This window comes from Rhizobium sp. WYCCWR 11152 (genome assembly GCF_013087615.1).
GTDB lineage: Bacteria > Pseudomonadota > Alphaproteobacteria > Rhizobiales > Rhizobiaceae > Rhizobium > Rhizobium indicum.
In genome coordinates this window covers 236,939-259,468 of the sequence record NZ_JABFCP010000027.1, presented here as the reverse complement: position 1 = coordinate 259,468, position 22,530 = coordinate 236,939, and the positions used below count along the sequence as shown (strand labels likewise).

Here is a 22,530-nt window from a genome sequence, read left to right as displayed (position 1 = left end):
AATAATTTAAATCCAACGCAAATTCTTAGATTTTCTTGCCTATATGCCGCCGGTATATGATTAATGATCCGTTAACGAGCGGATCGAGAGAATGTCAGACACACTTTTTACGCGTGGCGATTTCAGCAGGAAAATCCTGGAAATTCTGGATAATGTAGAGTATCGCCGCGTCGAAAGCGGCGAAGACATGGAGGAAGTGGAGCGGCTGCGCTACAAGGCCTACAGGGCCCACGGCGCGCTGTCGCTTGCCCCGGAAGGGCTATTGGATGATGTCGATTTCGACAGCCATGCCTATATCTTCGGTCTGTACTATTATGGCGAACTGGTCAGTACGATCCGAATTCATTATGTGACGCCGGAGCATCGTATCAGCCGGTCCGGAGAGGCCTTTCCCGAGGCGATGGATGAGCTTTTGGACGCCGGGCTGACCTTGATCGACCCGGCGCGTTTCGCGGCCGATCCGGAGTTCACCGCCGACATGCCATGGGTTCCCTATCTGACGCTGAGACCCGCCATCGTTGCGGCAGCGTATTTCCGGGCGGACCGCGTTATTCAGTCCGTCCGGCCCCCGCATGCCGCCTTCTACAAGCGGGTCTTCTATGCCGATACCATCGTGCCCGGCCGGCTGGCGGAGAGTTACGGGGTTGACGTGACGCTGATGGCGACGAACGTGATCGAGGTCGGGCGCAAGCTGTTGACGCGCTATCCTTTCTTCATCTCCAGCGCCAGCGAGCAGCGCATGATGTTTTCGCGCAATCCCAACGACACGCTGCCGCCGCTCACCATCATTCCGACGGCGCGTTTCGTGCCGCCAGGCGAACTTGGCACCGATCTGCCGCTGTGATTTCCCTTTCTCCGCGATAGAGAGGCGATGCCGTCAGGGCAGATGAGGGGTGGACGACAGGCGAAAACCGCATCTGTCGCCGGATCTCCTTTCATCCGACCGTTGAGGTCGTCTTCTCGTCCGGATGAGGTCGCTGCGAGGCGCGCCTGCGGCATTCTCATGCATTGCGCTTTCGCCTGTCATTGTGTAATCCCTGCACGCAGGGATTTCCCTCGCCTAGAGGGAAATTAGGCAGCGCAGAGGCATTTCAGGGAGACGATATTTATGGCCGAACATCATACCGGACCGGTCGAGACCGGCGCGCCGATGGATTACAAAGAACATGAAAAGACCTACGACATGTTCATCGCCAGCGCGAAATACGGCTCGATGCTTCTCATCGTCCTCCTGCTTGCTATGACCGCCGGTTTCTTCGGCGGCGCCGGCCTTCTCGGCGGTCTCTTCGTCTTCATCATTCTACTCGCTGCCGGCATCTTCCTGCTCCGCTGATCGCGTAGATTCAGAGGGTCAGAGCGTCTTTTGTGCGTCCGAAAGGACGCACGGCGCTTTGAGGGGAGGAGAGCTTCTCCGAAGCTTTTTGAATGAGGTGCTTGGCCTGCGCAGGGAAGCCTGCGGCGGTCTGGCTGACCCGGAGGAGGGGGCAGTTGGGCAATATCGTTTTCGTTGCAAGGGAAAACACGGGCGAGGAGACGCGCGTCGCCGCCTCCGCTGAGACCGTGAAGAAGATGAAGAGTTTCGGCTTCGACGTCGTCGTCGAAGCCGATGCCGGTGCGGCTTCGCGCATTCCCGACGGGGAGTTCGAGGCCGCCGGTGCCAGGATCGGCAGTTTTGCGGATGCAGCCTCGGCCGACGTGGTGCTGAAGGTGCGCCGTCCCAGCGGATCGGAAATCTCCGGCTATAAAAGCGGCGCCGTGATCATCGCCATCATGGATCCCTACGGCAATGACGAAGCGATCGCGGCACTGGCAAGTGCCGGGCTTTCGGCTTTCGCGATGGAACTGATGCCGCGCATTACCCGCGCCCAGTCCATGGACGTGCTGTCGTCCCAGGCCAATCTCGCCGGTTACCAAGCCGTCATCGAGGCAGCGGCGGTTTATGACCGCGCCATGCCGATGATGATGACGGCAGCCGGCACCGTGCCGGCTGCCAAGGTCTTCGTCATGGGCGCCGGTGTCGCCGGTCTTCAGGCGATCGCGACCGCGCGCCGCCTCGGCGCGGCGGTCTCGGCCACCGACGTTCGCCCTGCCGCCAAGGAACAGGTCGCTTCGCTTGGCGCCAAGTTCATCGCCGTCGAGGATGAAGAGTTCAAGGCGGCGGAAACGGCCGGCGGTTATGCCAAGGAAATGTCCGCCGACTATCAGGCGAAACAGGCGGCTCTGGTTGCCGAACACATCGCCAAGCAGGATATCGTCATCACCACCGCGCTGATCCCCGGTCGTGCGGCGCCGCGCCTCGTTTCGCGCGCCATGCTCGCCTCGATGAAATCAGGTGCGGTCGCCGTCGACCTCGCGGTCGAGCGCGGCGGCAATATCGAGGGCGTCGTCCCCGGCGAGATCGCCGATGTCGAAGGCGTCAGTGTGATCGGTTTCGCCAACATGCCGGGCCGGGTTTCGGCCAGTGCCTCGGCGCTCTACGCCAAGAACCTCGTGACCTTCCTCGAGACCATGGTCAACAAGGAAACCCGGAGCGTCGTCGTCAATCTCGACGACGAACTCGTCAAGGCGACGATGCTGACCTATGCCGGCGATGTCGTTCATCCCGCCTTCGGCGGCGCGAAGAAGGGAGACATCTGATGGCCAGTGAAGCAATGGACAGAGCGCTGGAGCAGCTCGACCAGGCGGTGACCGCCGTCATCACGGCGGCGGCCCAGGCACCGGAAGCGGCAAGTGCTGCGACCGGCGGGGCGATCGATCCCTTCGTCTTCCAGCTCGCGATCTTCGTATTGTCGATCTTCGTCGGCTATTACGTCGTGTGGTCGGTGACGCCGGCGCTGCATACGCCGCTGATGGCCGTCACCAATGCGATCTCCTCCGTCATCGTCGTCGGCGCGCTTCTGGCGGTCGGCATCTCGACCAGCGGGCTTGCCACCGGCTTCGGCTTCGTCGCCCTGGTGCTCGTCTCGGTGAACATCTTCGGCGGTTTCCTCGTCACGCAGCGGATGCTTTCGATGTACCGCAAGAAGGACCGGTGAGGGACTGATGACCAATATCGCAGCCTTCCTCTACCTCGTCTCCGGCGTGCTCTTCATCCTGGCGCTGCGCGGCCTGTCGCATCCGGCCACCAGCCGCAAGGGCAATCTCTACGGCATGATCGGCATGGGGATCGCGATCCTGACGACGCTGGTGCTGGCAACCCCTGATTTCGGCGGCTTCGTGCTGATCGTCCTTGGCCTTGCCATCGGCGGCAGCGTCGGCGCCTATATCGCCCGCACCATCGCCATGACCTCGATGCCGCAACTAGTCGCCGGCTTTCATTCGCTGGTCGGGCTTGCCGCGGTGCTGGTGGCGGCATCTGCACTCTATACGCCTGCTTCCTTCGGCATCGGCGAGATCGGCCAGATCCACACCGAGGCGCGCATCGAGATGGCGCTCGGCGTCGCGATCGGGGCGCTGACCTTCACCGGCTCGATCATCGCCTTCCTGAAGCTCGATGGACGCATGTCCGGCAAGCCGATCCTGCTGCCCTACCGGCATGTGATCAATGCGAGCCTGCTGGTGCTGATCGTGCTCTTCATCATCGGACTTGCCGCCACCGAAAGCCATTTCGACTTCTGGGCCGTCGTGGCGTTGTCGTTGGCGCTCGGCGTCCTGCTGATCGTGCCGATCGGCGGGGCCGATATGCCCGTCGTCGTCTCGATGCTGAACTCCTATTCGGGCTGGGCCGCGGCCGGCATCGGCTTCACGCTCGGCAATCTGGCGCTGATCATCACGGGCGCGCTCGTCGGTTCCTCCGGCGCGATCCTCTCCTACATCATGTGCAAGGGCATGAACCGCTCCTTCGTCTCCGTCATCCTTGGCGGTTTCGGCGGTGAGACGGCGTCCGGCGGACCGGACACATCAGACAGGACGGTCAAGCTCGGCTCGGCCGAGGATGCGGCCTATCTGATGGCCAATGCATCGAAGGTCATCATCGTGCCGGGATACGGCATGGCGGTCGCCCAAGCCCAGCATGCGCTGCGCGAGCTCGCCGATAATCTCAAAAAAAACGGCGTCGAGGTGAAATATGCAATCCACCCGGTCGCAGGCCGCATGCCCGGCCACATGAACGTGTTGCTCGCCGAGGCGAATGTTCCCTACGACGAGGTTTTCGAGCTCGAGGACATCAACTCGGAATTCGCCCAGGCCGACGTTGCCTATGTCATCGGTGCAAACGACGTCACCAATCCGGCGGCGCGCGACGACAAGACCTCGCCGATCTACGGCATGCCGATCCTCGACGTCGACCGGGCAAAGACCTGCCTCTTCGTCAAGCGCTCGCTCGGCTCGGGTTATGCCGGCATCGACAATACGCTGTTCTACAAGGACGGCACGATGATGCTGCTGGGTGACGCGAAGAAGATGACCGAGGATATCAACAAGGCGCTCGCGCATTGATCTACGCCAATGCAGCCGCCCTTCGGGCGGCTGTTTGATTTATGCGGCACGCCACTGCTGTCTGCCTTCTGGCCGGCCGCTTTTTGTCAGGTCTCTCCCGGCACGAGTGTCATCTTTTCGACGCCGATCGCCAGGTTCAGGCCTTCCTGAGCCTGGACGTTCAATGGCTGCAGCATGAAGGCCTTGTCGGTGCCGCCGGCGATGATCTTGGCGCCGGCGCCTGCACCGATGCTCGCATCGGCGCCGATCCCGTAATATTCGCCGGCAAGGGCGAATTGCGGGATATCCGTGCCGGTCTTTGCCAGCACCTGCCAGATCATGACGCTCTTGCCGGTCTGGCCGATATCGAGGCCGAATTTCTCGATTTTGCCGGCATAGACTGCCTTGGCGCCGCCGGCCGCCGACGTGTAGGTGCAGATAAGGTTCTTCTGCGAGGTGACGATCAGACCCTGGCCGCCATCCGATCCACAAACCAGACGGCCAAGCGTGACATAATTTTCCGCGCCCGCCGGGCTCGCCCAGGCAGCGGCTGTCAGTGCCGCGGCTGCGATCATCGTTTGCTTGAACATGGTCTTTCTCCTTTGGAATGACCTGTCCGAAACGGGTGGAGGTAGCGATTGTTCCGAGGCTTTTATTCCCGCTCCAGCGTGGCGCGCTGCGCCGTCAGCACCCATAACAGGCCTTCCGGCCGGAAATCGATCTCAACCGTGCCGCGGAAGGCGGAGGCGGCATGAGCCTTGATAACGGTCGTGCCGAAGCCCGAGCGCGACGGCTCGGTGACCGGCGGGCCGCCGCGTTCTTCCCAGGTGAAGCGGAGCAGGGCATCCGGCTTGTCTTCCTCGCTGACATCGCGCCATTCGAAGCGGACACGGCCTTGCGGTACGGAGAGCGCACCGTATTTCACCGAATTGGTGGCGAGTTCGTGCAAGGCGAGGCCGAGATTCTGCACGGCATCCGGTTTCAGCACGAAGTCTTCGCCGCTGATGTCGATCTGCTCGCGCGATTGCGGGAAGGCGTGCAAATGGATGTCGACGACCCGCCGCAGCGATACCCCTCCCCATTGTTCGCTGGTCAGGAGTTCGATCGAACGCACCAATCCCTCAAGGCGGTCGGCGACCGCGGCGCGGAAGGTCTCGACGCTGTCGGACTGCTTGGCGAGCTGGCGCATCATTGCCTGGGCAAGTGTCAGAAGATTCTTGGTGCGGTGGACGAGTTCATGCATGACGAAACGCAGCCGGTCCTCGGTCTGGCTACGGTCGAAAGAGGCATTCGAAAGGGCAATCGCCACCTGGTTCGCCTCGATGACGCTGGTCTCGACCGGCGAAACGATATGGCCTTCGCCCATCCGGTTTGCCATGTCGGCGATATCGCGGATGGTGGTGCGCACCTGTCTTGCGACGGCATAGGCGGCCAGCACGGCGACAAGCACTAGTGCCACGCCGCCGATGATCAGGAAACGCCAGGTGCTGAGGATCGAAGCCTGCGCGATCGGTCCCCAGATCACCGTCTTCCACGACCAGCCGGGAATCTGAGCATAACCGAGGAGCATGTGCGGCAGGATCGTTTCGTCCTCGAAGACGCCACGGGAGACGGTGAGCGCCGGCAGAATGCGCGGATCGAAAGGTGTGCCGGGTTCGAGATTGGCGGGGCCAGTGGCCGCGACGACGTGGCCGCTCTCATCGATGACGGCGGCCGACCAGCCGGGGCCAAGGCCCTCGGTGGTCACGAGCTTGCGCAGATCCTGGGCGTTTTGCGTGATGATAAGGGCTGCGACCGGCTCATTCTTCCGCGGCAGCGTGACGTTATAGACCCATTCGCCGCTGGTCCGGCCGCGAAAGACGTCGGACGCTTCGATGCGACCGGACGCCATGACCGCCTCGAGTGCGGGGATATTCGCCGTCTGGCCGAGCGGCGTGCCGAACGCCCGACGGGTGTTCAACAACTGCTGGCCGCTGCGGTCGACGGCGATAACGAAAAGCGTATTGTCTCTGAGGGCCGTTTCCGTGCGCTCATGGAAGGAGGCGAGATTGCCGTTTTCAAGCTCCGGTGAACTCGAAAGCAGCCGCAGCGTCGTCGCCATGTCCTGAAGCTGGCGGTCGATGATGCGTGAAAGGGCAAGCGCATCCTGGGCCGTCTCTCGCTTCAGCGTCGAACGCTGGTTGTCCTCCAGCTGCAGCAGAAGCAGCGCCACGAAGGCGAAGATCGGCAGTGCGATCGCCACGGCCATGGCGACGAGGTAGGTGCCGATCGAAGCCTTGGGAAAGAACAGCGCTACGATTTTCATCTGTTACGCCACATCGCATGCGCACATGCATAATTCCTTAAATCGGAATCGATCTAAGGACAAAATCATGCGGGAATTCAAAGTGCTAAAGCGTCCTTTGTGCGTTTGAAAAGACGCGCGGCGCTGGAATGCGCTTGGCCCGCAACGGTTTTGGCTTGCGGCCAGGAAAGCAAAGATCCGCATCTCTCGCAAACCGCCCCCAACACGTGTTCGACCATCCGATAGCGGGCTATCGAAGCAGGCCCATGTTAGGGGGAGCAAGAGCAGGTTGCAACACACTATGACAGGCGATCGACGACGAAGGACGCTTTTTCGGCTTCTCTTTGCAGGGCGGTGCGGCCGGCTTGCGGCAGCATCGTTTCCTCCGCCCGGCATGGCACGATATCACCTCGATGATATCTAACGGCCGGAAGATTCGTTTGAACCATCTGAGGTTTGGCCGCAGCCCCGATGGGCGGTGCCACCGGCAAGAGGCGGTTGCGAGCCGCCCGATGCTTCGGGCCGCCCAATGATGTCCTTAGCCGGCTGGGGCGACGCCGACGCGAGCAAGGCCGTCACGAGCCGGCTGGTACTTCGGATCGAGGCCGATCGCATGGCGATAGGAGCGGGCAGCCTTGGCCTTGTCGCCGCGGCGTTCGTAGACGAGCGCCTGATTGGCCCAGGATTCGGCGATGTTGCCGTTAAGCTCGATTGCATGGTTGAAATCGGCAAAGGCGTTGTCGTCGTCGTTCAGCGCGACATAGGAAATGCCGCGGCCATTATAGGGCTCGGCCGAATTCGGCGCGAGCGAGATCGCTTTCGAGAAATCGTCGATCGCCTTATCCTGCTGATTGCGCTTCTGATAGAGCAGGCCACGATTGTGATAGGCGCGGCCATCGGTGGTACCGAGCTGGATCGCCTTGTCGAAATCGTTGAAAGCCTGGTCGTCCTGTCCAGCCATGCGATAGACATTGCCGCGGCCGATATAGGCGACGTCGTAGCTCGGATTGATCTGCAGGGCGGCATTGTAATCGGCAATCGCCTGAGCCTGCTGGCCCATGTTGCGATAGACGAGAGCGCGGTTGGCGTAAGCCTGGAAAAACCGCGGATTGATCTGCAATGCCGTGTTGAAATCGTTCAGCGCCGGGCGGAATTGGCCGGCGCGGCCATAGGCGGAACCACGGACGTTGTAACCTTCGGGATCCCTCGGATTGGCGTTGATGACCGCCGTCAGAGACGCGATATTCTCTTCCGAACCCTGCGCCTTGTCGATGCGGATTACGGCATCCGTGGTATTGGTCGTCTCGCAGCCGGCGAGGCCGAACATTGCCGCCAGCGCCAAAGCGGGCAGGAATGCGGTTTTCTGCAAGCGCAAAGCGCGGGACGGATTGAAGGTGTTGACAGCCATTCGGGCTCGCTTTCCCCATACGGCATATCCGGTACGCGGATATGCGATCTTCAGCGGCAAACTAAAAAAGGCGGCGGCGAACCCATCGCCCCCGCCACAATGCATCTGAAAACGTCGAAAAAACGACGGCAACGCTCAGCGTGCTGCGACCAGACCTTCGCGCTGGGCGCGCTTACGGGCCAGCTTGCGAACGCGACGAACAGCTTCAGCCTTCTCGCGAGCACGCTTCTGCGACGGCTTCTCGTAGTAGTCGCGCATCTTCATTTCGCGGAAAATGCCTTCGCGCTGCATCTTCTTCTTGAGAGCGCGGAGAGCCTGATCAACATTGTTATCGCGGACAAGTACCTGCACGAGAATCACGTTCCTTTGGTTGGTTGATGCCGGAGGCGGCGCAGCGGCCAGAGGCAAAACAATAACGTTCGCGCGGCCGGAGCCTTGCGATTGGTGATGCGAAATAGCAGATCGGGTACGGGAAGTCCAGATGGATATGGGAGGCGAGCGGAAAAATCACGCCTCGCCTGATATCCGGTCATGATCGGGCCGGTTCGGGCGCAGCTTCATCCAGCGCGGCGATGGCCTCCTTGAGAGCTGTCCTGGCCCTTAGGCGATCGGCAGGCTCCAGCCGGCTCATATCCAGGTGCAGGTCGAGGCCGGAGAGGTGCTCACTCAGAACGCGGCTCTTGTGGTCCGCACCGAGTGTCAGCCCATCCACCCCATAGGGCACGATCTCGCGCTGTATGCCCTTCATCGTGATCGGCGGCAAGGGGTGAGCGTCGACGATTTCGTTCACCAGCGCATAGGTTTCGTAGCTGATGACGATCTCTCCTCCCTGGGCGATCGATTGCAGCCGGGCTGCGAGATTGGCCTCCGCCCCGATGATCGTATAGTCCATGCGGTCGCTGCTGCCGAAATTGCCGACGTTGCAATAACCGCTGTTAATTCCCATGCGGACGACGAAAGGCTCTTCGGTGCCGTTTCTGCGCCATCTGTCCTTGAGTTCGCCGAGACGGCGCTGCATGTCGACGGCCATTCGCAGACATGCTTTCGCGTCTTCCTCCGGCCCGTTGGTTTCGGGATCGCCGAAGAAGACCAGCATCGCGTCGCCGATGAATTTGTCGACCGTGCCTCCGTGCTCCAGCGCGATGTTCGACATCTCGGTCAGATATTCGTTGAGCATCTCCGTCAGGGCTTCCGGCTGCAGGCGCTCGGTCGTCGCCGTGAAGTCCTTGATGTCGGAGAAGAAGATCGTCAGGCGCTTGCGCTCGGTATGGACGACGACGTCCTTCTGCCCGGAGAAGATGCTCTTGTAGATCTGCGGCGAGAGATAGCGCGAAATCTTCATGGAAACGCTAGCGAGGAATTCGTTCGCCGCTTCCAGGTCCTGGTTGGCGCTATGGATGGCGCGCGTCTGCTGCCGCTGGAGCACAATGAAGCTGATGCCGATGATGGCGACGAAAAGAAAATAACAGAGCAAGTATTTGAAGGCGAAGACGTTGCTCGCATAGGGCTGCCTGATGACGACTTCCTGAATGCCGCGTACATCGCCCACTTTCCAATCGGTCTTCGGGCTTTCCGGATGGGTATTGTGACAGGCAACGCAGGCCTGGCCCATGACGACGGGGGTGATGAGCCGCAAGGTATCGGTCAATCCGACGCGGGTGAGATCGTTCAGCGTCTGCTGCGGATTGGCACGCAACGCGGCGAGCGCTTGTCTCTCGAAATCGTCGAGCTCGTGGGATGCGCGGCTCTTGAACGGCAGGTCGGATACGAAACGGTAGGTGATATTGGCCTGCTGCTCCTTGATGACGTCGCCGAGTTCCAGGGAGAGCGTGGCCGGCAGCGGGATGGCGCCTGGAATATTCGCGTAAGTGTGTGAAACGACCGTGCCTCCGGTCGCGCCGCTGGCATGGGCGGCGAGAACACGGCCCACGACATTCGCGGAATAATAGGAGCGGATGCTCGATATCAACGAGCTCATGTCGCGCGCCTGGCGGCGCAGGGTATTCCCCGAGAGATCGCTGATATCAAGCCAGACGGCAAGTGGCAGCCCTGCGAGCATTGCCAGCACGACGACAATCAGCCAGTAGCCGCTGCGGCGTGCGGCGGATTCGGAAATCACGGCGACCTTCATCCCTCTCTCGAAAAGCATCCGATTTCGATCGTTACAAGAACATTTCGCTGCGCGCCGGGCAAGGTCGAAGCCTTGTCATCCAGGCAAAAGCCCGGCCAAAACTGGAGGCGTGGCCTTATTGAAGACGGTTCCCTGCCGTCCGCCGGAAAGCGAAATGCGGGAGGCTGAAAAGACGGCGTCCTTGATGCATCTGCGAATGGCGTTTGGACCGAAAGCGGCGTAGCCTGTCTGCCGGCAGGTGCGGGCCGTTCTGTCGGCCGTCGGAGGGGACAGCCGGTGAGATCATGACGCGCGTGCAGCAAATCGGTGTCGTTATCGGCCTGGCGATCGTGGCTATGCTGACGATCCTCCGGGCAGGCGATCCCGGGATTTTCAAGCTGATCCGGGGCGTGACTTTCGATGAGTATCAGCGGCTGGTTCCCAGGACCTTCGAGCCGATGCCCGTCCGCGTGATCGACATCGATGAGACGTCGCTGCGCGAATTCGGCCAGTGGCCGTGGCCGCGGGACCGCATGGCTCTGCTGGTGGACCGGCTTTCCGAGATGGGTGCCTCAGCCATTGCCTTCGATGTTCTCTTCGCCGAGCCGGACCGGCTGTCGCCGCGCAATGTTGTGCGCGACGTTGCCGGTGTGGATCCTTCCTTGGCCGAGAAGCTGCCAGACAATGACGAGATATTCGCCCGTTCGATTGCCGGAAAACCCGTCGTGCTCGGCTTCGGTCTTTCCAACGAGGGCAACTACCGGCCGCCCGTCAAGGCGGGCTTCGCCTTCACCGGCGAAAGTCCTGTCTCGGCTCCGCCCTATCTCGGCGCCTCGACGCCGCTCAGACCGCAATTGGAGGCCAATGCGGCGGGGCTCGGCCATATCAGCCTCAACCCCGGCAATCCCTCGCCGGTGGTGCGGGCGGTGCCGCTGTTCCTGACAGACGGTGAACAGCTCTATCCGAATCTCGCGATCGAGGCTCTGCGCGTGGCGCAGGGGGCGTCGACCTATGTGCTATCGGGCGCGCCCGATCGCGCCGGCATCATGACATCGGCAAAGATCGGGGATTTCGTCGTGCCGCTGACGGCGGCGGGCGAACTCTGGCTTTATGTCAGCCCCGACCGGGCCGAGCGGTACATATCCGCCCGTCAGGTGCTCGCGGTCGACGGGGCCTCTCCCGAGGTCGCGGCCGCCATCGACGGCAGCATCGTCTTCATCGGCACATCGGCGGCCGGCCTGCAGGACATCCGCGTCACCGCGCTCGGCGAGAATGTTCCCGGCGTTTCGCTGCATGCGCAGGCCGTCGAGCAGATCCTCTCCGGCCATTTCCTGTCGCGGCCCGACTGGGCCGACGGGCTGGAAATCCTGCTGATCGCGGTGCTCGGCTGCCTGCTCGTCGTGGTGACGACCTTCGTCAGCCCCGCCGTCGCTCTGATCTGCGGGCTGCTGATCACGGCGATGGCGCTGGTGGCGTCCTGGCTCTCGTTTCTTTATGCAGGGCTTCTCTTCGATCCACTGGCTCCGATCGTCAGCGGATCGATCATCCATTTTGCCGCGACCTCGTTCAAGATCCTGGTGATCGATCGAGAGCGACGCGAGGTGCGGCGCGCCTTCGGACATTATCTTTCCCCAGCGCTGCTCCACCGTATCGAGCATAATCGCGACGCATTGCGTCTCGGCGGAGACGACCGCGAGTTGACGATGATGTTCGTCGATGTCAGGAATTTCACCGAAATGAGCGAGCGGCTGGCGCCGACGGATGTCGTCGCTTTCCTGAACACGCTGCTCGATGCGTTGAGCCGCCATGTCGTGGCGAATGAGGGCACGCTCGACAAGTTCATCGGCGACTCGATCATGGCATTCTGGAATGCGCCCGTCGATGTGGCGGATCACGAAGCCAAGGCTGTTCGCGCAGCGCTTGCCATGCGCGAGACACTCGCCGAATTGAACGCCGGCGACGCCTTTGGCTTCGGGCCCGATCAGCAAGTCAGCATCGGCATCGGCATTCATACTGGCCTTGCCTGCGTTGGCAATATGGGCGCCAAGACCCGCTTCAACTATTCGGCTGTCGGAGATGCCGTCAACGTTGCGGCTCGAATCGAGTCCTCCTGCAAGGAGGTCGGCTTCGATATCCTCATTTCCGACAGCACGGCACGGTCAGTGCCGGGAATGGCGCTGATCGAGGCCGGCGCGCTCCCGCTAAAGGGGAAGAGCAGCCGGACACAGATCCTCGCCGTTGTCGGCGATGAGCGGGTCGCAGCATCTCTGGAATTTGCCGCGCTCAAGGTCGTCCACAATCAGTTGATGCAGGCCCTGCAATCACACTCAAGGAATAGCCGAAAGCTTATCGGTACGGCAAAGCTCAGGGCTGTGCAGGTGATCGGCGGTCTGGCTGAGTTCTACGAGCGCGTATCCCGCAGAGCCGATCATTTCCGCGAGGTGCCGGAGGAGGTCGAAAAAAGCGCCGCAGATTGACAGGGCTCAGCGACCGCGATTGAAATTATGACCCCTGTCGCGGTTCCGATCGTTGTCGTGATCTCGATCTCGATCATGGTGGCGCTCGTGCCCCCGATGATCCAAACCGTGATTTCCGGGCTTGCCATCATTGTCATGCCGGCCGTGGCCATCATGCTTGTCGGGCCTATCCGGCTTGTCATGATGGGGCTTATCGTGGTGCGGCCTGTCATGATGAGGCTTGTCGTGATGCGGCTTGTCGGGCTTGTTCGGCCGCTCCTTTTGCGGCTCGGCCTGTCTCTGTGGCGGATCCTGCCTTTGCGGAGCAGGCGCAACTGCCGGCGGAGGCCGCGTCCTGTCTTTTCTTTCCGGCGCGGCTGAGGCCATATTGCAGCCGCCGAGCATGCCGATGCCGCCCGCAAGTCGCTGATTGCCGGAGAGGAAGGGTAGGGCGCGCTGATTTCCGAGCGTCGCGAGGATGCTGGGGTCGACCCGGCGTGCCGCGGACATATCGCCATTCGGCTTGGCCACCACGCAATCGCAGCGTTGCTGTAGTTGCCGGCAGCCGCCCGGGCCGCAGAAACGGGCAGCACCATTCAGCAGCACGACGGCGGTCGTACCATCCGGGCCGACGTAGAAATCGAAAGCGGTGCCACGCACGCCGATCGTGCCGGCGGGAGTCAGGATCTGGTAGGCCGAGGAATTGGAATTGCCGCTGACCCAGCGGAATGTGCCCTTTGCCGCCCTGATCGTCAGTTTCTTGACTGATTGGGAATCATCGAAGACATATTTGTCGATCACGACCGACGAACCCCAGCCGACCGCGAGCTTCGTGCCGTCACGAAACACGAATTGGCCAAGCCCCGATTGCGATGTCTTGATGCGTTCGTTGCGATGGACGCGGGTGTCGACCTCGATCGGCCCGCTCTGTCCCGTCACCTGTGTCTTGATGACGACGGCCTGGCCGACCGGCTCGGCGGCGAGCGCCGGCCATGCGCCGTTTAACGCGATGCAAAGCATCGCGACCGATACTGCGCGCCAACCCCACATGATACACGTACCCCCGGGAACAGGCGATTGTTAACATTTTAGCAATTGCTTGTCTTCTAACCCTCTTGGGTTAGGGCCGGGCCGGCGGCTAAGCGGAAATGCAGACGCTTGGGTCATCGGCCTGGAAGGGCATTCTCATCAGTGTGTCGAAAGCAAAGCTCTCGTGCGTCGCAAAAGAACCGTTGTGCCGCATTTGGATTTGCGATTTGTATGAGCGCGGAGAACAGGCCCTTTCCCGAAGGAGAAGAAGGCGGATGCGGAAATATTCGGTTTTTGCCGTGGCACGGGAGGCCCTTCGCGGCCACAAGGGCTGGGAGAAGCAGTGGACTTCGCCTGAGCCGCGCGCCGAATATGACGTCGTCATCATCGGCGCCGGTGGCCACGGGCTGGGTGCCGCCTATTATCTCGCCAAGGAGCACGGCATCACCAATGTGGCGGTGATCGAGAAGGGCTGGCTCGGCGGCGGCAATACCGGGCGCAACACCACCATCATCCGCTCGAACTATCTCTACGAAGAGAGCATGCACATCTACGAGCATTCGATGAAGCTCTGGGAGGGGCTATCCCAGGAGCTCAACTACAATGTGATGTATTCGCCGCGCGGCGTAATGATGCTCTCGCACAATATTCACGACCAGCAGTCCTTCAAACGACATATCCATGCCAACCGGCTCTACGGCATCGACAATGAATGGCTGACGCCGGAGCAGGCGAAGGCCTATTGTCCGCCGCTCGATATCTCGGCCAGCGCGCGCTACCCGATCAACGGCGCAGCCCTGCAGCGGCGCGGCGGCACGGCCAGGCACGACGCGGTTGCCTGGGGTTATGCACGGGCGGCCTCAGACCGCGGGGTGCACATCATCCAGAATTGCGAAGTGACCGGCATCCGGCGCGGTCCGGACGGACGGGTGACCGGGGTTGAGACCTCGCGCGGCTTCATCGGCGCCAGGAAGGTCGGCGTGTCGGCGGCCGGCCATACGACGACAGTCATGCAGATGGCCGGCGTGCGCGTGCCGCTGCAATCGAGCCCGCTGCAGGCGCTGGTTTCCGAGCCGCTGAAGCCGATCTTTCCCTGCGTCGTCATGTCGAACACGGTGCATGCCTATATCTCCCAGTCCGACAAGGGAGAGCTCGTCATCGGCGCCGGCACCGACCAATACAATTCCTATTCCCAGACGGGCGGGCTGCAGATCATCACCCATACGCTGGATGCCATCTGCGAGCTCTTCCCGATGTTCCGCCGCGTCAAGATGATGCGGCAATGGGGCGGCATCGTCGACAATACGCCGGATCGTTCGGCGATCCAGTCGAAGACGCCGGTTCCCGGGCTTTACGTCAATTGCGGCTGGGGCACCGGCGGCTTTAAGGCGACGCCGGGCTCGGCCAATCTCTTCGCCCATCTGATTGCTCGCGACGAGCCGCACAAATTCAATGCCGGGCTGACGCTGGAGCGCTTCCGCAGCGGCCGGCTGATCGACGAGGCGGCGGCGGCGGCGGTGGCGCACTGATGTGGACGGCGGCTCTCCTGACGATCGGGATCAGCGGCGCGGCAATGCCGGCCGGTGACGTCTTTCCCGGCGTCGGAGATTTCCGCCTGCAGAAGATCCACAGGGCCGCCGGCGAAAGCGAATGGCCCTTCGTTGCCGAGAGCGGCACGCTGCTTTGCGCGATGGTCCTGCGCCAACCAGCCGTCTATTTCGTGCCCGAGGTCGCCGGAACGCCGGGACGTGCCTTCGTGATCGACAACGATATCACCATGATGGCTTTTGCGAATATCGGCATGACCGGTGTGCTGGAGCCCTACGACAATTTCGAACAGCTTCTCAAGCGCCTCGTTCCCTATGTGACGATGGGAAAGCGCCTTTGCAATCAACCTCCCGGAACCAATGTTTCCGGATCGGAACTCTAAGACGGGTAACACATGCTGCTGATCTATTGCCCCTACTGTCAGGAAGAGCGCTCCGAGCTCGAATTTCGTGGCGCGGGTGACGCGCATATCGCGCGGCCCGCCGATATCGCCTCGATTTCGGACGAGGACTTCGAGTCCTATTTCTTTATCCGCGACAATCCGAAGGGGCTGATCTTCGAACGCTGGCGGCATATTCACGGCTGCGGGCGCTTCTTCAATGCGGCGCGCGATACGGTGACCGACAAGTTCATCGTGACCTACAAGGCGGGTGAACCGAAGCCTGAGATCGGTGCGGCGGTCCAGCAGCATGGGCCTGTCGAGACATATGAAGCCGTGGAAGGAGAGGCGCAATGAGCGGCGCGAACCGTATCGCCGGCAAGGGGCGCCTGACACCGGCCAGGACCGCGCGCTTCAGCTTCGACGGCAAGAGCTATACAGCGCTCGAAGGTGATACCGTGGCCTCGGCGCTGATCGCCAACGGCGTGCATCTTCTGGGACGTTCGTTCAAATATCACCGGGCCCGCGGTATTCTGTCGGCAGGGGCCGAGGAGCCGAACGCGCTGATCGACGTTTCCCGCGATGTGGCGCGCAAGCAGCCGAACGTGCGCGCCACCGTGCAGGAAGTCTTCGACGGCATGATCGTCAGCTCGCAGAACCGCTGGCCCTCGCTTGCCTTCGACATCGGCGCGGTCAACAATCTGATGTCGCCGTTCTTCGCCGCCGGTTTCTACTACAAGACCTTCATGTGGCCGCGCGCCGCCTGGAAACACGTCTACGAACCGCTCATCCGTCGCGCTGCCGGCCTCGGCGTCGCACCGACGGAGGAGGATCCTGACCATTATGCCAGCCGCTATGCCCATTGCGACGTGCTGGTGGTCGGCGCCGGTGTTGCCGGGCTCTCGGCGGCGCTGGCTGCGGCCGAGACCGGCGCGCAGGTGATCCTTTGCGACGAGCAGGCGGAAGCCGGCGGCGCGTTACGCTACGATCTCGGGGTAAGGATCGACGGACAGGACGGCAATAGCTGGGCACAGAAGGCTGTGGCGCGTCTGAAGGCGATGGACAATGTCGAAGTGCTGGTCCGCACGACCGCCTTCGGCTACTACAACCACAATTTCGTCGGTCTTGCCGAGCGCGTCACCGATCATATCGCCAAGCCTTCGCGCGATCTGCCGCGCGAGCGGCTTTGGCAGGTCCGGGCCAAGCGGGTCATCCTTGCCACCGGCGCGATCGAGCGGCACATGGTATTTCCGAACAACGACCGGCCGGGCATCATGCTCGCCTCGGCGGGGCGGATGTATCTCAATCATTACGGCGTTGCGGTCGGGACCAAGGTCGGCATCTACACGGCGCACGACTCGGCCTATGAGGCGGCCTTCGATCTGAAACGATCAGGTGTTTCGATCGCCGCCATCGTCGATAGCAGGCAGGCGCCGGGAGCGGCAGTGCTGGCAGAGGCGCGGGCGCTCGGCATCGATGTTCTGGCCGGCCAATCGGTCGTCAACACGTCGGGGCGGCTGCGCATCTCGTCAATGACCGTGGCGCGTAACGGCGGCGGTTCGCCGCGCAAGATCGCGGTCGATGCGCTGCTGGTTTCGGCCGGCTGGACACCGTCCGTCCATCTGTTCTCGCAGTCGCGCGGTAAAGTGGCCTTCGATGCAGAAAGCCAGCGTTTCCTGCCCGGCTCCTATGCGCAGGACTGCCTCTCGGTCGGCGCCTGCAACGGCACCGACGACCTGCAGCGGACGATCGAGGAATCGCTTGCCGCCGGCGAGCTGATGGCGCAGGCCACCGGCAGAAGCAGCGGCGAGAAGATCGCAATTTCGGCTGAGCAGGCTTATGACTGGACGGGCGGGATGATCGGCGCTGCCGAAGGCGCCGGGCCGAAGACCAACGCCAAGGCCTTCATCGATTTCCAGCATGACGTCTGCGCCAAGGATATCCGCCTCGCCGTGCGCGAGGGCATGCATTCGATCGAGCATATCAAGCGCTTCACGACCAACGGCATGGCCTCGGACCAGGGCAAGCTCTCCAACATGCATGGCCTGGCGATTGCCGCCGAAATGCTCGGCAAGGAAATCCCACAGGTCGGGCTCACCACTTTCCGTGCGCCCTATACGCCGGTCACCTACGGTACGCTGATCGGTCATTCACGCGGAGAGCTGTTCGATCCGACACGCAAGACGCCGCTGCACGGTTGGGAAGAAGCCCATGGCGCGGTCTTCGAGGATGTCGGCAACTGGAAGCGTGCCTGGTTCTATCCGCAGGCCGGCGAGACCATGCACCAGGCGGTCGCTCGCGAATGCCGGACGGCACGCGAGGCGGCCGGTATCTTCGACGCCTCGACGCTCGGCAAGATCGAGGTGGTGGGGCCGGATGCTGCGGAATTCCTCAACCTCATCTACACCAATGCCTGGGATACGCTGAAGCCCGGCAAGGCCCGCTACGGCATCATGACCCGCGAGGATGGCTTCGTTTATGACGATGGCGTTGTCGGACGCCTGGCGGACGACCGCTTCCACGTCACGACGACGACCGGTGGCGCGCCGCGTGTTCTCCATCATATGGAAGATTACCTGCAGACGGAATTCCCGCATCTGAAGGTATGGCTGACCTCGGTGACCGAACAATGGGCTGTCATCGCCGTACAGGGGCCGAAGGCGCGCGAGATCGTCGCGCCGCTGGTCGAAGGGCTCGATCTTTCGAACGAGGCCTTCCCGCATATGAGCGTTGCCGAGTGCACGGTCTGCGGCGTGCCGGCGCGGCTCTTCCGCGTCTCCTTCACCGGTGAGACCGGCTTCGAAATCAATGTGCCGGCCGATTACGGCCAGTCGGTGCTCGAAGCGGTCTGGGCCAATGCCCAGCCGCTCGGCGCCTGCGTCTACGGTACGGAGACGATGCACGTTCTTCGCGCCGAGAAGGGCTACATCATCGTCGGGCAGGATACCGATGGGACGGTGACCCCCGATGACGCCGGACTTTCCTGGGCGGTTTCGAAGAAAAAGACGGATTTCGTCGGCATTCGCGGGCTGAAGCGGCCGGATCTCGTCAAGGATGGGCGCAAACAGCTCGTCGGCCTCGTCACCAAGGACCCGAAGCTGGTGCTCGAAGAAGGCGCGCAGATCGTCGCGAGCCCGAACGAGCCGAAGCCGATGACCATGCTCGGCCATGTCACATCAGCCTATTGGTCAGAAAATTGCGGCAGGTCGATCGCCTTCGCGCTCGTCGCCGGCGGCCGGGCGCGGATGGGCGAGACGCTCTATGTGCCGATGCCGGACCGGATGATCGCCGTCGAAGTGACGGATCTGGTATTCTTTGACAAGGAAGGGGGCCGCATCCATGGCTGATGTCGCAATTCGCAAACCGGCGCTTGCCGGACGTCTCGGCGGCTCCGCAGCGGTACGGCTGACGACCGCTCCCACTGCCAGCCGGGTGGCGCTGCGCGCGCCGGCGGGATCGCTGGCAGCAATTTCCTCTGCTCTCGGCCTGGCGCTGCCGGATGCCCCGAAGACATCCGGCCGAGCCGGCGCCCGATCGGCGCTCTGGATCGGGCCGGACGAGTGGCTGGTGATCGACGAGGCCGGCGCCGATCTGATGGCAGCACTTTGCGGTGCCGGCACGCTGCATTCGGCGACCGACGTTTCCCACCGCAATGTCGCGATCATCGTCTCGGGACCGGGTGCCGAGGCGACGCTTTCGGCCGGCTGCCCGCAGGATCTGTCGCTTTCTTCCTTTCCGGTCGGCGCCGCATCGCGCACGATTTTCGGCAAGGCGGAAATCGTGCTTTTCCGTACGGAAGAAGACACGTTCCGTGTGGAATGCTGGCGGTCGTTTTCGGAGTATGTCTTCGGGCTGCTGAACGAGGCGGCTGAAGACGCGGGGCACTGAGCCCCAGCGGGGCGTGCGCTCATTCAAGAGGTAAGCGAATGCTGCATCATGCCTCCCTCGGCGTTTCCGACATCGAGCGGTCGGCGGCATTTTACGATGCTGCCCTTGCCGCGCTCGGTTATATCAGGGTCTGGGACGATATCAGGCCGGGGCAAACAGGGCAGGCAATCGGCTACGGCCTTCCCGGCGGCGGGGACAAACTGGCGATCAAGCATACCCCGGACGGCCAGCGTGCGCCCGGCCCGGGTTTTCATCTGGCGTTTGCCGCGCCGAGCCGCAAGGCAGTCGATCAGTTTTATGTGGCGGCAATCGCGCAAGGCGGCAGTGACAATGGCCGTCCCGGCCTGCGGTCCCATTACGGTGAGCATTATTATGCGGCGTTCGTCATGGATCCCGACGGGCACGCTCTCGAAGCCGTGTTCAATTCGGCTGAGTAACAAAAGCAGTTTTGCTTAGACGTCCTCGGGACGGTCCTTTGGGTCGAATTGGATGATGGTGATCCATTTTGCCGTCAGTGCCGGCTTCTTCTCGTTTTCGATCTCGATCGCGACGTCATAGGTGGTCATCAGCATGCCGGCGCCGCGGAAGCGGGCTTCGGAGAGCAGGAAGCGGCCGCGGACGCGGGCGCCGCTTTTCACCGGCGTCATGAAGCGGACGCGATCGAAGCCGTAGTTGATGCCGAGGGTCTGCTCGCGCACTTTCGGCAGGCAATTGTAGTTCATCGTCGACAGCAGAGACAGGGTCAGGAAGCCGTGGGCGATGGTGCCGCCGAACGGACTCTCGGCCGCCGCGCGCTCAGGATCGACGTGGATGAACTGATGGTCGTCGGTCGCCGACGCGAAGGCGTCGATCATCGTTTGGTCGACGGTGACCCAATCCGAAAGGCCCGTTTCCATGCCGATCAATCCCCGCACGTCGGAGAGTGAAATTTCCGTGACCATGAATTCCTCGTGAAACAAGCCGCCGCGGCAAAGCCTTATCGTGCATTTGTGACGATTGCGACAAGGATTTGCGCGAGGGAGGGGAGGCGGTCAATTTTCTACGAAAAAGGCAATCGAGCGCGGCTCGACGGTTGCGCGGCCACCGGTTTTATTTGCTCCATCAGGGGTCAACTGGCGCCAGCCCGGTTCGCCCTCAGAAGGCAGCGTGAAAAATTGGCGGCTCCCCGAGCGATTGAAAAGCACGCCGAGCCGGGTCTGCCTGCCGCGAGAGGAGCGGTCACCGGTCGATAACAGCATGCCGAGGGTGGAAAGCGACGGCGTCTCCCATTCGGCAACGGTCATCGGCTCGCCGGAGAGCGAAATCCATTCGACATCGCCGTTTCCTGACAGGAAGTCCGTTTCAGAGAAGACGGTGAAGCGGCGACGCAACCCCGCAACGAAGGCGGTGTGGGCGATGAGATCCCCGTCCAACGCTTTCCAGTCCAGCCAGGTGATCTCGTTGTCCTGGCAATAGGCGTTGTTGTTGCCGTGCTGGCTGCGGCCGCCCTCGTCGCCCGCCGTCAGCATGATGCTGCCGCGGGTGGCAAAGAGCGTTGAGATCAGCGCCATCACATCGTCCCGGCGACGCTTGCGGATCGTCGGATAGACGGTTTCCCCCTCGACGCCGTTGTTCCAGGAGTGGTTCTCGTTATGGCCGTCACGATTGTGTTCGCCGTTGGCGTCGTTGTGCTTTTCAGCATAGGAGACGAGATCGATCAGCGTGAAGCCGTCATGGGCGGCGAGGAAATTGACGCTGCGCGTCTCCTTGCCGTCGTTGCGGGAGAAGATGTCGGAGGAGCCTGCGAGTGCGGTTGCCAGCGCGCCGGTCTTCCAATCGTCGCCGCGCCAGTAGCAGCGCAGGTCGTCGCGAACCCGGTCGTTCCATTCAAGGAAGGGCGGCGGGAAATTGCCGAGCTGGTAACCACCCGGGCCGATATCCCAGGGTTCGGCAATCATGATCCGGTCAGCAAGCACATCGTCGGAGAGGATCGCGGCCAGTGTTCCGTCGCGTTCGAAGCCCGTCGCGGTGCGGCCAAGCACCGGGGCGAGATCGAAGCGAAAACCGTCGACGCCGGCGTTGAGCACGAAATGGCGCAGGCTGTCGATGACGAGGCGGCGAACCTCGGGATGATCGCAGGCGAGGGTGTTGCCGGTGCCTGTGTCGTTGACGAGTTCGCCCGGGCAATTCTGGGCGTGGCGATAATAATGCAGGTTGTCGAGGCCACGCAGCGACAGCGTCGCGCCGTAACGGTCGCTCTCGCCGGTATGGTTGAAGACGAGGTCGAGGATGACGGCGATGCCTTCGGCATGGAGGGCCGCGACCGTCTCGCGCAGCTCCGTCATGCCGCCGGGGACGAGCCGCGGATCGAGCGCCATGAAGGCGACGGGATTGTAGCCCCAGCCGTTGGTGAGGCCGAGCGGCGGCAAATGGCGTTCGTCGATCCAGGCAGTGATCGGCATCAGTTCGACGGCATCGACGCCGATCCGCTTCAGATGCGCGACGACGGAGGGATGGGCAAGGGCTGCGACCGTGCCGCGCTCAGCCTCCGGCACGTCGGGATGAAGAATGGTGAAGGGCCGCACCGCCACCTCATAGATAAAGCCGCCTGGCTTGAACAGCGGCTTGCGGATCGCGGCTCGGGTATCGGTGGTGACGATCGCCTTCGGCATCAGATCCTGGCTGTCCTCGCCATAGATGCCGAGGCGGGGATCGTAGCGGAACGGCCTATCGATCTCCTTGGCGTAGGGATCGATCAGCAGTTTGGAAGGATCGTACCAGAGGCCGTTATCGGGCGCATAGATACCGTCGGCGCGATAGCCGTAGCGCGCGCCCTGCTTCAGTCCGTCGACAAAGAGACGATGAAAGTAGTTGCTGTCGCGCGCCATCGGCAGGCGCGCGAATTCCCTGTTGCCGTCATCCTCGAAGAGGCAGAGTTCGATCTGTGCGGCATGATGCGACCACACGGCAAATTCGACGCCGGTCTCGAAGACGATCGCGCCGGCTTGCGCCGAACTGTTCCCCCGCATGTTC

At 62.2% G+C, this 22,530-nt stretch carries 20 protein-coding genes; 12 read left to right on the top strand and 8 right to left on the bottom strand.

Translation table 11 applies throughout. The features are described 5' to 3' along the window. Positions 1-91: 91 nt before the first annotated feature. The 5 genes from G9X67_RS33475 (at position 92) to G9X67_RS33455 (ending at position 4,437) form a co-directional block, all read left to right on the top strand. On the top strand, positions 92-844 hold the full coding sequence (locus G9X67_RS33475) for a hypothetical protein (RefSeq protein ID WP_138390584.1): 753 nt from the start codon (positions 92-94) through the stop codon (positions 842-844). Between the two features lie 264 nt (positions 845-1,108). Next, positions 1,109-1,333: an aa3-type cytochrome c oxidase subunit IV gene (locus tag G9X67_RS33470; RefSeq protein WP_003542954.1), complete on the top strand. Its 225-nt coding sequence runs from the start codon at positions 1,109-1,111 to the stop codon at positions 1,331-1,333. Between the two features lie 155 nt (positions 1,334-1,488). Next, positions 1,489-2,637 carry a Re/Si-specific NAD(P)(+) transhydrogenase subunit alpha gene (locus tag G9X67_RS33465; protein WP_171600671.1) on the top strand — a complete coding sequence of 383 codons (1,149 nt, stop codon included), beginning with the start codon at positions 1,489-1,491 and terminating at the stop codon, positions 2,635-2,637. Continuing rightward, on the top strand, positions 2,637-3,035 hold the full coding sequence (locus G9X67_RS33460; RefSeq protein ID WP_003542949.1) for a proton-translocating transhydrogenase family protein: 399 nt from the start codon (positions 2,637-2,639) through the stop codon (positions 3,033-3,035). The genes G9X67_RS33465 and G9X67_RS33460 overlap by 1 nt, the downstream gene beginning before the upstream one ends. 7 nt (positions 3,036-3,042) lie before the next feature. Beyond that, positions 3,043-4,437 carry an NAD(P)(+) transhydrogenase (Re/Si-specific) subunit beta gene (locus tag G9X67_RS33455; protein ID WP_171600670.1) on the top strand — a complete coding sequence of 465 codons (1,395 nt, stop codon included), beginning with the start codon at positions 3,043-3,045 and terminating at the stop codon, positions 4,435-4,437. 86 nt (positions 4,438-4,523) lie between these two features. Here G9X67_RS33455 and G9X67_RS33450 read toward each other — a convergent pair whose 3' ends face one another. From G9X67_RS33450 to G9X67_RS33430, 5 genes are all read right to left on the bottom strand, one after another. Beyond that, entirely contained in the window at positions 4,524-5,006 is a 483-nt protein-coding gene (locus G9X67_RS33450) for a DUF992 domain-containing protein (protein ID WP_138390581.1), read from the bottom strand. A 62-nt stretch (positions 5,007-5,068) separates the two neighbouring features. Continuing rightward, the gene (locus tag G9X67_RS33445) at positions 5,069-6,721 is read right to left on the bottom strand and encodes a sensor histidine kinase (RefSeq protein WP_171600669.1); all 1,653 of its coding nucleotides are present in this window, start codon (positions 6,719-6,721) and stop codon (positions 5,069-5,071) included. Positions 6,722-7,238: 517 nt separating this feature from the next. After that, positions 7,239-8,108 (bottom strand): tetratricopeptide repeat protein, encoded by an 870-nt coding sequence (locus G9X67_RS33440; protein ID WP_029871866.1) that lies wholly within the window; start codon positions 8,106-8,108, stop codon positions 7,239-7,241. 135 nt (positions 8,109-8,243) lie between these two features. After that, complete coding sequence (gene rpsU / locus G9X67_RS33435) at positions 8,244-8,459, bottom strand: 30S ribosomal protein S21 (protein ID WP_003542939.1); 216 nt, start codon at positions 8,457-8,459, stop codon at positions 8,244-8,246. A gap of 178 nt (positions 8,460-8,637) precedes the next feature. Further along, complete coding sequence (locus tag G9X67_RS33430; protein WP_138333315.1) at positions 8,638-10,239, bottom strand: adenylate/guanylate cyclase domain-containing protein; 1,602 nt, start codon at positions 10,237-10,239, stop codon at positions 8,638-8,640. A 284-nt stretch (positions 10,240-10,523) separates the two neighbouring features. On the opposite strand from G9X67_RS33430, the gene G9X67_RS33425 reads away from it, so the two are divergent. Next, complete coding sequence (locus G9X67_RS33425) at positions 10,524-12,695, top strand: adenylate/guanylate cyclase domain-containing protein (RefSeq protein ID WP_138333316.1); 2,172 nt, start codon at positions 10,524-10,526, stop codon at positions 12,693-12,695. Between the two features lie 6 nt (positions 12,696-12,701). Here the strand turns inward: G9X67_RS33425 and G9X67_RS33420 are convergent, their stop codons facing one another. Next, positions 12,702-13,724 (bottom strand): FecR domain-containing protein, encoded by a 1,023-nt coding sequence (locus G9X67_RS33420; RefSeq protein WP_138333317.1) that lies wholly within the window; start codon positions 13,722-13,724, stop codon positions 12,702-12,704. A gap of 254 nt (positions 13,725-13,978) precedes the next feature. Here G9X67_RS33420 and G9X67_RS33415 point away from each other — a divergent pair, with 254 nt between their 5' ends. Genes G9X67_RS33415 through G9X67_RS33390 form a run of 6 tightly spaced genes read left to right on the top strand, consistent with a single transcriptional unit; the run spans position 13,979 to position 19,955 of the window. Further along, entirely contained in the window at positions 13,979-15,232 is a 1,254-nt protein-coding gene (locus tag G9X67_RS33415) for a sarcosine oxidase subunit beta family protein (protein WP_003542921.1), read from the top strand. Continuing rightward, the gene (locus G9X67_RS33410) at positions 15,232-15,633 is read left to right on the top strand and encodes a hypothetical protein (RefSeq protein ID WP_138333318.1); all 402 of its coding nucleotides are present in this window, start codon (positions 15,232-15,234) and stop codon (positions 15,631-15,633) included. Before G9X67_RS33415 ends, G9X67_RS33410 begins: the two co-directional genes overlap by 1 nt. Positions 15,634-15,645: 12 nt before the next feature. Then, positions 15,646-15,987, top strand: coding sequence for a sarcosine oxidase subunit delta (locus tag G9X67_RS33405; protein ID WP_138333319.1), 342 nt, complete (start codon positions 15,646-15,648; stop codon positions 15,985-15,987). After that, positions 15,984-18,977, top strand: a complete 2,994-nt coding sequence (locus tag G9X67_RS33400) for a sarcosine oxidase subunit alpha (RefSeq protein WP_138333321.1) — start codon at positions 15,984-15,986, stop codon at positions 18,975-18,977. Before G9X67_RS33405 ends, G9X67_RS33400 begins: the two co-directional genes overlap by 4 nt. After that, the gene (locus tag G9X67_RS33395; RefSeq protein WP_171600668.1) at positions 18,970-19,518 is read left to right on the top strand and encodes a sarcosine oxidase subunit gamma; all 549 of its coding nucleotides are present in this window, start codon (positions 18,970-18,972) and stop codon (positions 19,516-19,518) included. The genes G9X67_RS33400 and G9X67_RS33395 overlap by 8 nt, the downstream gene beginning before the upstream one ends. A 38-nt stretch (positions 19,519-19,556) precedes the next feature. Further along, positions 19,557-19,955: a VOC family protein gene (locus G9X67_RS33390; protein WP_171600667.1), complete on the top strand. Its 399-nt coding sequence runs from the start codon at positions 19,557-19,559 to the stop codon at positions 19,953-19,955. Between the two features lie 15 nt (positions 19,956-19,970). Here G9X67_RS33390 and G9X67_RS33385 read toward each other — a convergent pair whose 3' ends face one another. Together G9X67_RS33385 and glgX are read right to left on the bottom strand one after the other, a co-directional pair. Next, positions 19,971-20,459: a MaoC family dehydratase gene (locus G9X67_RS33385; protein WP_171600666.1), complete on the bottom strand. Its 489-nt coding sequence runs from the start codon at positions 20,457-20,459 to the stop codon at positions 19,971-19,973. A 90-nt stretch (positions 20,460-20,549) separates the two neighbouring features. Next, positions 20,550-22,526, bottom strand: a complete 1,977-nt coding sequence (gene glgX / locus G9X67_RS33380) for a glycogen debranching protein GlgX (RefSeq protein WP_171600665.1) — start codon at positions 22,524-22,526, stop codon at positions 20,550-20,552. Between the last annotated feature and the right edge of the window lie 4 nt (positions 22,527-22,530).